We start from the raw sequence: 12,500 nt of genomic DNA, 5'->3' as shown, positions 1-12,500 counted from the left end.
ACCGGTGCAGGGGGTCCGGTTGTCACGACCGTCGCTATTCAATGCGATAGAAACGTTTTGATGTGCCGCGAAAGACGTCGTCCAGCATCGACCCCGGGATGAGTTTCTCATGCCGGGAAACGGCTTCCGTGTAGGTCGAAGTAAGGCTGTCGACCGGGAAATTCGATCCGAACATGCAGCGATCGGCGCCAAACTGGGACAGGCAAGTTGAAACGATCGGCGAGACACTTTCAGCGTTCCAGTTGTGGTCGAACATTCCCAGGCCGGAGAGCTTGCAAAAGACATGTCGCAAGTTTGACAAGGCCGTCAATTCATCTGCCCACCGTCGCAACCCTTGCGGAGTCCGGTCGTAGGGCGAACCTGCGTGGCAAAGAACGATCCGGGTCTCCGGAACCTGTGCAAGGACATTCGCGGCTTGACCCATCAGCTCAGGCAGCAGTTGAAGATCAAAGGAAAGACCGCGCGCACCCAGATTCACAAGACCTTCCAAGAATTTTGGGTCTTGCAGCAGGACGTTGGTCCCTGAAAGCGCGTCTTCACCCGGAGCCCGGCCAATAATCTGACGAACGCCACGCACTGAAGGCAGGGTTTGAAGACGGTCGAGCTGTGCATCCAGATCATCCGATGTCAGATCGCAGAATGCCACCTGCACCAACGGCCAGTCCGGGAACTGGTCGGCAACGGATTGTACCCACTGCGCCTCGGCCCAGGGGTCAGCGGCGCCGACCTGAATGTGAACCGAAGCGCCGAACCCCATGGCTTCGGCGTCCGCGCGAAACTCCGGCAGCAAATAGTCCCGCTGGATGGAAGACGGATCGCCGAAAAACCGAACGATACCTTTCTCTGTAAGCCAGGGGTAGTGCACGGCGGAAAGGTCCCACAGGTGGTGATGCGCATCTATCTTCATGATGCTTCGATCCCGGTGGTACGCGCCAGAATATCCACACCCTGCCCTTTCCAGAAATGCAGCAAGTCGATGAAGATCCAGTTTTCGGCCAGCTTGTCTTCGACGCGGCGATAGATATCGATCACCCTGAATTCGCCGGGTTTGCCGGTGGCTGGCATCCCCATGAAACCCCCTGTGGGCGTGGCAGTGAAGTTGGGCCATCCAAAGAAGCCACCGTAATGCCCTTCGGCCAGACGGCAGACGTGATTGGTCTTTGACCGGTCCGTGAAGGCGGCGCGAAACGGGCCAGAGTGTTGCCTGGCATAGCGTTCTATCGTGTAGGTCGCGCCAATTCCTTCGGGGCCCCACCAGATCATGTCCTGATGCCACGTTCGCGCCAATTCTTCTTCCAGCGACAGTCCGCTGTCCCAACGACCCAGATCCGCAATCATCGCGTTGATGACCGCCAGCGTCTTTTCGCCTTCGTCTGCGGGTTGCTCATCAAGCAGCAAACCATCATGGGACCTCGGTCCGGGCTGCACCAGATGTGCCGCGGTCTGGGGGGGGAACGGGTTCTGGCCAGCCTGGACCATCAGGTGCGGGATGTCGAAATACATCGCCGTTTCGACAATTCTGCCGCCGGCCACCTTGTAGAACGCGCAATAGCGCAGGAATGCCATCTTGCCGGTCGGGCGAATACCCAGCCACGGTCGGTCGAACAGCCCCATCAGATGGCCCATGGCAACAACCCAAACGTCGGTTTCCTTGCGCAACGCGTTTTGCCCCGCAAACAGAATATCCACTCGGTTCTGCACGTGAGCAAGGCTGCCCTTCAGCGGCTGCCAGAATTGCCGGGCAACCTGTTCGGCGCCGTTGATTTCGTTGAACGGGTGAAAGCCGCGCCACCTCAAATCCGAAGCGCAGAATTGGCTCATCACCTTAGGAGTTTCCGTCACTGTGGCGCAGTCCAGTGCGGTGTGAAACGCAGAGACCAGTTTTTTTTCTGTCTGAAAGTTCACGGTTTTACCATTGTAGTCATAGTTTTGCGAGCGGCGTGAGGCCAGATTGAGTCGGATTTCCCCTGCCATTTTTGCATACGTATGCAAAAAAGTCTTGCCTGATTTAATACATGCGAATTACAGTTTTGCAAACGTATGCAAAACGATTCCTTGCAGGGGGCACCATGGCGGAAATTCAATTGCGGAACGTCGGCAAGCGATGGGGCTCATTCGTTGGGGTTCACAATTTTGACCTGACGATTGCAGATCGCGAGTTTCTGGTGCTGCTCGGCCCATCCGGCTGCGGCAAGACAACCACCATGCGCATGATCGCCGGCCTTGAAGACGTGACGGAGGGCGAAATCCTTGTCGACGGCAACGTGATCAATGATCTGGAGCCCAAGGACCGCGACGTGGCGATGGTGTTCCAAAGCTACGCTCTGTATCCCAACATGAACGTTTACGAGAATATCCGCTTTCCGCTGAAAGTGCGTGGTATCGACCCGGCAACCCACGACGAAAAAGTGCGCCGCGCCAGCGCGATGGTTGAACTGGACGATTTTCTGCATCGCAAGCCAGCCGAGTTGTCGGGTGGTCAGAGACAGCGTGTGGCACTTGCACGTGCCATCGTTCGCGAACCCAACGTGTTCCTGATGGACGAGCCGTTGTCCAATCTGGACGCCAAGCTGCGGGTTTCCACCCGGGCCCAGATCAAGAACCTGAGCCATGAGCTGGCCGTCACCACCATTTACGTCACCCACGACCAGATCGAGGCCATGACCCTTGCCGACCGCGTCGTCGTGATGAAACAGGGCGTGGTTCAGCAGGTCGGAAGCCCGACCGAAATCTATGACCGTCCCGCGAATACGTTCGTCGCCAGCTTCATCGGTTCACCTGCAATGAATTTGATGGATGGCGAAGTTGCCGGCGGAATTTTCCGCGCCGAGCATGTCGAAATTGCTGTGGACGCACCGGATGGCCCAATGACACTGGGCTTCAGGGCCGAAGATGCCAGCCTTGCCGATGGCAAAGGTCAGATCACCGCTCCGATCTATACGCTGGAATTGCTGGGCGACGCGACCATGATCTCGGTTCGGGTCGGCGGAGCTCTGGTTTCGGTGAAAGCAGACAAAGCATTCCGCGCCGAGATTGGCGAAACGGTCTCGTTCTCGGTGCCGACGGAAATCTGTCACCTCTTCGAAGCTGGAAGCGGTGCGCGGATCGGGGGCTGACCCCACAAACGGCCCGCAAGGGCATAACGCCGGTCCGGACGTCGACGACGGACCGATCCTGACAGGGAGAAACCTATGAAACTCAAGACGATCCTCATGGCCGGTGCCATGTCCATCGCCGCCACCGGCGCGTGGGCAGATTGCGCCTTTGAAAACGATGTGCCGCTAAAATCACTGTCCGCCGGTTTTGAAGCCTGGAAGGCGGTCACCGATGCGATGGCAGAATGCGGCAATTTCAGCGCATCGCTGGATCAGGAATTCCGCGAAAAGCAACCCGAAGCATTTGCTGCGGATCCCGCACTTTATCAGATTGGCGGTGTATCGAACGCGACCCTGGTGCCGTTGCTGAACGCAGGCACGATCCGCCCGCTGGATGATCTGGTTGAAAAATACGGCCAGGATTTGCTGCCCAACCAGTTGATCAAGGTCGATGGCAAGACCATGGCCATTGCGATGATGGTGAATGCGCAGCACCTGATGTATCGCGATGATGTTCTGGCTGAGCTGGGCATCGAAGAACCAAAAACCTATGATGACGTCCTGGCCGCGGCTGCCAAGATCAAGGAAGCCGGTGTCATGGACTATCCCATTGGTGGGACGTTCAAGACCGGTTGGAACCTCGGCCAGGAATTCGTCAACATGTACCTTGGCGAAGGCGGCTCGTTCTTTGGCGATGGCAACATGCCCGCGATCAACAACGAACAGGGCGTTGCGGCACTTGAGACATTGAAAGCCATGACCGAGTACATGGATCCGGAATATCTGGTTTCTGACTCGACCTATGTTCAGCAACAGTTCCAGCAGGGCAAGATCGCCATGGCGAACCTTTGGGCCAGCCGTGCAGCCGCGATGAATGACGAGGCCGAAAGCCAGGTCGTTGGCAAAGTCACCATGGCAGCCGCTCCTATGGGTTCGGCAGCGCCGGCAACCACCATCTGGTGGGATGGCATCGTTCTGGCGTCGAACATGAGCGACGAAGAAGCAGATGCCGCTTTCCGCGTCGCGCTTGAGGGCATGGACAGCGAGATGGTCAGCGCAAACAACGACGTCGCTGTTTGGCTGAGCCCTGCCTATTCAGCGGGTGCTTTGGCGGCAGGAGCAGCAGCTTCGGCTGAAGCGGGTGCAAAGGCGTACCCGGCATCTGGCCCGATGGGCATCATGCACACTGCCCTGGGCAACGGTCTGGCCGACTACCTGACTGGCGCAAAGGATGCTCAGACAACGCTGGCCGATATCGAGGCGGATTACATCACTGCCGCGAAAGAAGCAGGTCTGATCAGCAACTGATCCTCCCGTGGGAGGGCTACGGCCCTCCCGCCCCTTCCCCTCGAGAGTCATGAGAAAGGCAGAGCCATGAATTACCGGACATTTGCCGCGTTTGTCGGCCCCTCTGTCTTTATGATGCTTCTCTTCATCGCGTTCCCGTTGATCAGCGTGTTCAAGCAGAGTTTCTATGTCACCCAGCCGATCTATGAGACTGTCGAAAAGGAAACCTGCACGCCCGGTTTCCTGACGCAGACCTGCGTGACCGAGATGGTTTCGCAGCCAAAGCTCGACGAACATGGCGAGGTCATTACCCAAACCCAATATGTCGGCTTGCAAAGCTATCGCAACGTGTTGGAGCCTGAACGCGCATGGCGCGCCATAAGCGACGGCAGTTGGCATGTGCTGTCTACGATCAACTTCTGGAAGGCGCTTCGGTTCACCCTGACCTTCACCTTGATCACTCTGCCGCTGGTGGTCGGGTGCGGGCTTGGAATAGCAATCCTGATAAACAATGCCGCGCGGTCCATCCGCGGGCCTGTGATCTTTGTGTCCCTGCTGCCCTTCATCATCACACCCGTGATCGGTGTGCTGTCGATCAACTGGCTGTTTCGGGGCGACGGTATCCTGACCGCTATGATGGAATGGTGGCTGAACCGGGACATCGCCTTGTTCGCCCAAGCGTGGACCATCGAGTTACTGATGATGCTCTACCGCGTCTGGCACGTGGCACCCTTTGCCGCCATTGTCTTCTATGCCGGGCTGCAAACGGTCAATCAGGACAGCCTGGAAAGTGCCGTGATTGACGGTGCGACCCGATGGCAGCGCCTGAAATACATCGTCATTCCACACCTGATGCCGCTGATCATCTTCGTGTCGATGATCCACCTGATGGACAGCTACCGCGTGTTCGAAGAGATCGTCGGTTTTTCAAGCCAGGGCTACGTCATCTCGCTGCAATGGCTGACCTTCGACTATCTGACGCCGGATCAGGCCGGCAACCGGTCGATCAGCCGGGCGTCCGCCAACTCGATGCTGACCATGATCGGTGTCGTCATCCTGCTTATCCTGCCGCTGCGCCGTACGTGGCGCGACCATAAAGGAGGTCACTGACATGTCCTCGCGTGCGCTTCGCCAGCCCTTCAGCCTGCGGTTGACCTCGAACATCTTCCTTGCGCTCTGGTGCCTGATCGCGGCCTTCCCGATCTTCTGGATCGTGGTGATGAGCTTCAAATCACCCGTCGATGCGTTCGACGGCAACGCGCTGAACGTGATCTTCGGGCCGGCCACGCTGAGCGTCGGAAAGGGCTTGTCACTGCTGGATATCATTCTGGGCATCGCGGTCATCTGGGGCACGATCCTCGTGGCGACCAGAACGTTACCTTCAATGGTCAGGTCCTACAGCAAACCCGGACAGGAATGGTTCGGCTGGCTGATCGGTGTTCTGGCCGTGCTGGTGGGTTTCCTGCTGGTGTTCTTCGTCGTCCTACCTGCACTCCTGAACGTGTTGAACCCGCTGTTTGGCCCGCTGGGACGGGATGTGCTTGGTCTGACGACCGAGCATTACAAAACCGTCTGGATCGACCGGGGCTTTTCGAACAACTTCAAGAATTCGCTGATTGTCACAACGGGCGTGGTGACCGTGTCGCTGACCGTGGGCACGTTGGCAGGCTACGGTCTGGCCCGGTCAGGGTCGACTTTGGCCTTCTGGATCCTGATCGTTGCACTGGTGTTCCGAGCCCTGCCACATTCGGTTCTGGTGGCGGGCTATCTGCCGGTTTTCATCAATTCGGCCGAATGGCTCAGCCCGATCCTGGGGGAAAACGCACCAACCCTGTACGGCAAACCCTTCGCTGTGATCGCGGTGCTGGTCGCGATCAATCAGCCCTTCACGATCTGGATGCTACGCTCGTTCTTCCAGAACATCCCGGCCGAATTGGACGAGGCCGCCCGCGTGGATGGGTGCAGCCACTTTCAGGCCTTCCGCCGTGTCATCATGCCGGTGATGTGGCCGGGTGTCATAACCACAGGGCTGTTCAGCTTCCTGCTGGCGTACAACGATTTTCTGGTCACCGCGCTGCTGCTTGATGCGCAGAACCAGACCATGGTTCCCGCCATCGTCGGCATGTTCAACCGCGAGACCACGACAACCGATCAGGTCGTTGCGGTTGCCGCTGCCGTGTCGATCACCGCGCCACTGATCTTCCTTGTCCTGATCTTCCAGCGCCAGATTGTCAGCGGTCTGACAGCCGGGGCGGTGAAAGGCTGATGAGCAAGAACGCCCGACATAACGCCATGTCGCGCCACCCGGCGCTGAACAGGATGCCAAGGGACTTTCTGAGCATTGGGGCCGCACGTCCCAATCCCTTCCCTCGGCAACCTGAAAGGATAGAAAGATGAAAGGTTCCCGTCCCGAACAAGCGGTTCTGACCCGCAACACGGACATGAGCAAAACCGACGACACGCGCCGCGTGATCGAAACAATGGTGGATGGTCTGAATGATCACCGCATTGATGACATCGGTGAATTCTTCGCCGAAGGTTTTCGCTGGATGGGCAATCAGGGCTGCGGCACCAAGACCGGCCTGCAAGAGTTTCAGGACAACTGGCAGCGCCCGTTTCAAGCCGCGTTTTCGGATAAGGTCTGCGTTGACGAAGCGCGCCTTTACATGGGTGAATGGGCCGCCGCGTTTGGCCGCCAGGAAGCCACGCATTCCGGCGAGTTTCTGGGCATCGCCCCCACGGGCAAGCGTGTCGAGATCAGGTACATGGACTTCTGGAAAGTGGTCGACGGCAAGATCGTCGACAACTGGGTGAATGTCGACTTTGCCCACGTTGCGGCTCAGCTGGGCGTGGACCTGTTCAACGGCGAAGGCTGGGAAGCATTTGACCGGGGCGAGAAGACACCCCCCCGGCCGGAAAACTGAGGATTGGAAAGATGGCAATCGAGTATCTTAAACGCGGCAAATCCGATGCGGATCGGGCAGAGGATGATGCCAAGACCCGTGCCGTGGTTGAGGCGACACTGAAAGACATCGAAACCCGTGGGGATGCCGCGGTGCGTGCGTTGAGTGAGAAGTTCGACAACTACTCGCCAGCCTCGTTTCGCCTGAGCCAGTGGGAAATTGATGACCTGATCGGGCAATTGTCCGATCGTGAGCTGGCCGATATCAAGTTCGCGCAGGAACAGGTGCGCAACTTTGCGCAGGCGCAGCGGGATTCAATGCTGGACATCGAGGTCGAAACCCTGCCCGGCGTCATTCTGGGGCATAAGAACATCCCGGTGCAATCGGTTGGATGCTACGTTCCGGGCGGTAAATTTCCGATGGTCGCCTCGGCGCATATGTCGGTGGCGACCGCCTCGGTGGCAGGGGTGCCGCGCATCATCGCATGCACGCCTCCGTTTCAGGGCAAACCCAACGCGGCGGTGATTGCTGCCATGCACTTGGGTGGCGCGCATGAGATCTATGTCATGGGTGGCATTCAGGCCATCGGAGCCATGGCATTGGGCACCGAGACGATCGATCCCGTTCACATGCTTGTTGGTCCCGGCAACGCCTTTGTCGCGGAAGCCAAACGTCAGTTGTTCGGTCGTGTCGGGATCGATCTTTTTGCAGGGCCGACCGAAACGATGGTCATTGCCGACGAAACCGCCGCAGATGCTGAACTGTGCGCAACCGATCTTCTGGGGCAGGCCGAGCATGGATACAACAGCCCCTGCGTTCTGCTGACCAACTCACGCAATCTGGCCAATGACACCATGACCGAGGTCGACCGGCTGCTGGGCATCCTGCCAACCGCGGATACCGCAAAGGTGTCGTGGGACGAATATGGTGAGGTGATCGTTTGCGACACTTATGATGAGATGCTGCAAGTGGCCGATGACATCGCCTCGGAACATGTGCAGGTGATGACCGACCGAGACGACTGGTTCCTTGAAAACATGACCTGCTATGGGGCGTTGTTCCTTGGGCCGCGCACCAATGTTTCGAACGGGGACAAGGTGATTGGCACCAACCACACGCTGCCGACCAAGAAGGCCGGGCGATACACGGGTGGTCTTTGGGTTGGTAAATACCTGAAGACGCACAGCTATCAAAAGGTTCTGACCGATGAGGCCGCAACGCTGATCGGCGAGTATGGTTCGCGCCTGTGCATGCTCGAAGGGTTCGTTGGTCACGCTGAACAGTGCAACCTTCGTGTGCGCCGATATGGCGGAATCAATGTTCCCTACGGTGCGCCGGCGCCTTACCGGGACGCTGCTGAATGAGTGACAAACACACGCATCACAAGGCCCTGATCGAACCGCTCAGGGCTGCGATGTACGATTTCGAGGAGGCGGGCGTACGTCGGGCTTTCGCGGATATCACGTCACCGGATGCCGTGTTCCGTCTGTGTCATCCCTTTGGGGACAGCATCGGCAGTGATGCTTTCTATGACACTGGCTACAAAGACTTGCTGGCGGCCTGGCCCGATCTTGAACGGCGGGATTATATCGTCATGGCCGGCCCGGATGAGTTCGGCGCAGATTGGATCGGATGTGGTGGCTATTACACCGGTGTTTTCACCGGCCCCTGGCTGGACATCCCACCGACGGGTCATCAGGTTACGATGCGGTTTCATGAATTCTACCGCTTCGAAAACGGCAAGATCGTCGAGATGCAGGCCCTGTGGGACATCCCCGAAGTCATGATGCAGGCAAATGCCTGGCCGATGGCGCCAAGTCTGGGCCGAGAATGGCACGTCCCCGGCCCTGCCACCCAGGACGGGTTTGTGCCTGGCCCTTATGATGAAGCCAAGGGCAAACTGACCTGCCAGCACATCATCGACATGCTGGAGCATCTCAAGAAACACCCGTCCCAAGGTGGCCCCGAAGTGATGGAGATGGAGCGGTTCTGGCACCCGCGCATGAACTGGTACGGCCCTTCGGGCATCGGCACCGGGCGCGGGTATGCAGGGTTCCGCAACTGGCACCAGATCCCGTTCCTGAACGGAATGCCGGATCGCGGGCAGTTTGTGGACGACATCACCTATCACTTTTTCGGGGATGGCGATTACGCGGCCGTGACGGGCTGGCCCAACATGATCCAGACCGTCACCGATGATGGCTGGATGGGCATCGCTCCGTCAGGCAAGAAGATCACCATGCGCAGCCTCGATTTCTGGCGTTTGGAAAACGGCAGGATCCGGGAAAACTGGGTGCTGGTTGATTTGCTGGATGCCTACCGGCAGCTTGGCGTTGACGTTTTTGCCCGCCTGCGGGAATTCAACAAGGCCCGGAATATGGGCCGCATTGAAATACCGGATGGAATGAGCTGATGACGGAATTGCCACGCACCCCTTCGTTTTCCCTGAACGGGAAATCCGCCCTCGTTACCGGAGCCTCGTCTGGCATCGGTCAGGGCTGTGCAGTGGCTTTGGCCGAGGCGGGTGCACATGTTGTTTGCGCGGCCAGAGGGGCGGATCGGTTGAATGAGACAGTATCCGCTCTGAAAGAGAAGGGATGGTCTGCCGAAGCGCTTGTGATGGATCAGGGTGATCTGCGCGCATTGGAACAGCTTTTTGCATCGCGCTGCTTTGATATCGTGGTGAATTCAGCGGGGATCGCGCGCCACAGCCCGGCCATCGAAACCACGCCCGATGACTTCGATGTTGTCACCAATGTCAATTTGCGTTCCGCCTATTTCCTGTCCGCCTACGCCGCCCGCGCTTTGATCAAGGCAGCAAAGCCGGGATCGATCATCCACATCTCCAGCCAGATGGGGCATGTCGGCGGGGTCGACCGGGCGCTTTACTGTGCGACCAAACATGGGCTGGAAGGCATGATCAAATCCATGGCCATCGAATGGGGCAAACAAGGCATTCGGATCAACACTGTCTGCCCGACTTTCATCAGAACGCCGCTGACCCAATCCACATTCGACAATCCTGAACGTGCCGCGTGGATCATGGAAAAGATCAAGCTGAACCGGGTCGGAGAGGTCGAAGACATCATGGGCGCGGTGCGGTATCTCGCGTCAGACGCCTCTGCTCTGGTCACCGGTACTTCGATGTTGATTGACGGGGGTTGGACGGCAGATTGATGGCGGAAAAAGTTACATCCCTTCAGGTCGCCCAACTGGCTGGTGTCAGCCAGTCCGCCGTCAGCCGCGTATTCACGCCCGGCGCCTCGGTCAGCAAAAAGACCGAGGAGAAAGTGCGCAAAGCCGCCGCTGAACTGGGCTATCGTCCAAACGTTCTGGCCCGCGCCATGGTGTCCGGGAAAAGCCGGATTATCGGTTTGGTGGTGGGCTACCTTGATAACTATTTTTATCCGGAAGCGCTCGAGAAGCTGTCAAACGCCCTTCAGGAGCAAGGCTATCACGTGCTGATCTTCATGGCCTCACGATCGGCCGGGAACATCGACGATGTGATGGAAGAGATTCTCGATTACCAGGTGGATGGCGTCATCCTGGCCTCGGTGCCCATGTCGTCGGATATCGCCATGCGCTGCCAACAGGCCGGGGTGCCAGTGGTGCTGTTCAACCGCAGCCAGGACATCGAGGGCATCACCACGGTCACGTCCGACAACTATGCCGGGGGCCGCAAAGTCGCGGAATTTCTGCTAGCCGGTGGGCACCAACGGATTGCCTATATCGCAGGTTGGCAAGGGGCCTCGACGCAGCGGGACCGCGAAGCCGGGTATCGCGCCGCACTGGCCGAGGCCGGGCAGGAACTGTTTGCCCACGAAGTAGGGGAGTTTCACACGGAAAACGCCCGTACAGCAGCCCGTCGGATGTTCGATGTCGCCCCTGAACGACGGCCGGATGCCGTATTTGTGGCCAATGATCACATGGCATTGGCGGCGATGGATGTGATCCGTTTTGAACTTGGCCTCCGCGTCCCCGAGGATGTCTCGGTCGTGGGCTATGACGACGTGCCGCCGGCCGGTTGGCCAGCTTACAATTTGACGACGATCCGGCAGCGGGCCAACCTTATGGTGGCCGAAACCGTTGCCGCCCTTTTCGAACATATCGACACCCCGGCGAAAGCCGAACCGCGCAAAGTCGCCATTGATGGGCCGCTGATCGTGCGCACATCGGCTCGATTGCCCAAGGGATGGGCCCCACAAAGGACAGAGACATGAAAGGCTTCGATCCGAAATTCCGTGATTTTCCGGATTACATCATCGGCATCACCAAGGAGATCTGGGAAGACCGGGGGATCGCCACGCTGCATGAGTATTACAGCGATGACATCGTGGTCCGTTCACCCGGTTCGGTGGTGTTGGGCAATCAGAGTGTGATCGGCGCAACCATGGCAACGCTGGCCGAGTTTCCGGACCGGCAGTTGCTGGGCGAAGACGTGATCTGGTCCGGCACACCGGAAGAAGGCATGCTGAGCTCTCACCGCATCATTTCAACGGCCACGCATTTGGCCGAGGGCGTCTATGGCAAGCCCACCGGCACCAAGCTGCGTTACCGGATTCTTGCGGATTGCCACGCCATCGACAATCAGATCAACGATGAATGGCTGATCCGCGATCAGGGCGCGATTGTGCGCCAGATGGGCTGGGATCCCAAGGAATACGCCGCCGATCTGATTGCCCGGGAAGGCGGCAAGGAAAACTGCGTCAAACCCCTGACCCCCGAAATCGATCAGCCTGGTCCCTACAAAGGTCGCGGCAACGAGAATGAATGGGGGCAGCGCTACGCCGACATTCTGACGCGGATCATGAACGCAGATATGGGCGTGATCGGCTCAGAATATGACCGCGCTGTTCAGTCAGAATATGTGGGTGGCGTAACAGGGCATGGCCGGGATGCCGTCGACCGTTTCTGGATGGGTCTGCGGGCGAGTTTTCCGAATGCAGAATTCAAGATCGAGCATCAGATCGGGCGAGATGACCCTGATATGCCTCCGCGCGCGGCCATTCGCTGGAGCCTTTGGGGCAAGCATGACGGCTGGGGTGTGTTCGGGGCGCCGACTGGTGCACAGGTTTATGTCCTCGGGATCAGCCACGCTGAATTCGGCGCGCTTATAACGGGGCAGCCGCAGTTGCGCCGTGAATACGCCCTGTTCGATGAAACCTCGGTCTGGAAGCAGATCCTGTTGCAGAACGGCGAGGTCTGAGTGGGCCGC

The 12,500-nt window shown here is 58.4% G+C and carries 12 protein-coding genes; 10 read left to right on the top strand and 2 right to left on the bottom strand.

Going from position 1 to position 12,500, the window contains the following annotated elements; all coding sequences use genetic code 11:
- Positions 1–34: 34 nt before the first annotated feature.
- Entirely contained in the window at positions 35–907 is an 873-nt protein-coding gene (locus AC2FFD_RS07010; protein ID WP_496872649.1) for an amidohydrolase family protein, read from the bottom strand.
- Entirely contained in the window at positions 904–1,905 is a 1,002-nt protein-coding gene (locus AC2FFD_RS07005; protein ID WP_496872749.1) for a nuclear transport factor 2 family protein, read from the bottom strand. Before AC2FFD_RS07005 ends, AC2FFD_RS07010 begins: the two co-directional genes overlap by 4 nt.
- 164 nt (positions 1,906–2,069) lie before the next feature.
- On the opposite strand from AC2FFD_RS07005, the gene AC2FFD_RS07000 reads away from it, so the two are divergent.
- The 10 genes from AC2FFD_RS07000 to AC2FFD_RS06955 all read left to right on the top strand — a co-directional run bounded on the left by AC2FFD_RS07000 (position 2,070) and on the right by AC2FFD_RS06955 (position 12,491).
- Positions 2,070–3,116, top strand: a complete 1,047-nt coding sequence (locus AC2FFD_RS07000) for an ABC transporter ATP-binding protein (RefSeq protein WP_170346865.1) — start codon at positions 2,070–2,072, stop codon at positions 3,114–3,116.
- Positions 3,117–3,191: 75 nt separating this feature from the next.
- The gene (locus tag AC2FFD_RS06995; protein WP_425079128.1) at positions 3,192–4,403 is read left to right on the top strand and encodes an ABC transporter substrate-binding protein; all 1,212 of its coding nucleotides are present in this window, start codon (positions 3,192–3,194) and stop codon (positions 4,401–4,403) included.
- Positions 4,404–4,469: 66 nt separating this feature from the next.
- The gene (locus AC2FFD_RS06990) at positions 4,470–5,492 is read left to right on the top strand and encodes a carbohydrate ABC transporter permease (RefSeq protein ID WP_257601210.1); all 1,023 of its coding nucleotides are present in this window, start codon (positions 4,470–4,472) and stop codon (positions 5,490–5,492) included.
- A gap of 1 nt (position 5,493) precedes the next feature.
- Entirely contained in the window at positions 5,494–6,648 is a 1,155-nt protein-coding gene (locus tag AC2FFD_RS06985; RefSeq protein WP_171170237.1) for a carbohydrate ABC transporter permease, read from the top strand.
- Positions 6,649–6,775: 127 nt separating this feature from the next.
- Positions 6,776–7,306, top strand: coding sequence for an ester cyclase (locus AC2FFD_RS06980; RefSeq protein WP_496872646.1), 531 nt, complete (start codon positions 6,776–6,778; stop codon positions 7,304–7,306).
- Positions 7,307–7,317: 11 nt separating this feature from the next.
- Positions 7,318–8,649 (top strand): histidinol dehydrogenase, encoded by a 1,332-nt coding sequence (gene hisD / locus AC2FFD_RS06975; RefSeq protein WP_496872645.1) that lies wholly within the window; start codon positions 7,318–7,320, stop codon positions 8,647–8,649.
- Positions 8,646–9,698, top strand: coding sequence for an ester cyclase (locus tag AC2FFD_RS06970; protein WP_425079132.1), 1,053 nt, complete (start codon positions 8,646–8,648; stop codon positions 9,696–9,698). The genes hisD and AC2FFD_RS06970 overlap by 4 nt, the downstream gene beginning before the upstream one ends.
- Positions 9,698–10,462: an SDR family NAD(P)-dependent oxidoreductase gene (locus AC2FFD_RS06965; RefSeq protein WP_496872644.1), complete on the top strand. Its 765-nt coding sequence runs from the start codon at positions 9,698–9,700 to the stop codon at positions 10,460–10,462. The genes AC2FFD_RS06970 and AC2FFD_RS06965 overlap by 1 nt, the downstream gene beginning before the upstream one ends.
- Positions 10,462–11,505: a LacI family DNA-binding transcriptional regulator gene (locus AC2FFD_RS06960; RefSeq protein ID WP_216600343.1), complete on the top strand. Its 1,044-nt coding sequence runs from the start codon at positions 10,462–10,464 to the stop codon at positions 11,503–11,505. The genes AC2FFD_RS06965 and AC2FFD_RS06960 overlap by 1 nt, the downstream gene beginning before the upstream one ends.
- On the top strand, positions 11,502–12,491 hold the full coding sequence (locus tag AC2FFD_RS06955; RefSeq protein ID WP_496872642.1) for a nuclear transport factor 2 family protein: 990 nt from the start codon (positions 11,502–11,504) through the stop codon (positions 12,489–12,491). Before AC2FFD_RS06960 ends, AC2FFD_RS06955 begins: the two co-directional genes overlap by 4 nt.
- Positions 12,492–12,500 lie beyond the last annotated feature (9 nt).

The sequence above is a fragment of the Ruegeria sp. YTSC002 genome (genome assembly GCF_059609845.1).
This window is presented reverse-complemented; position numbering and strand designations above follow the sequence as displayed.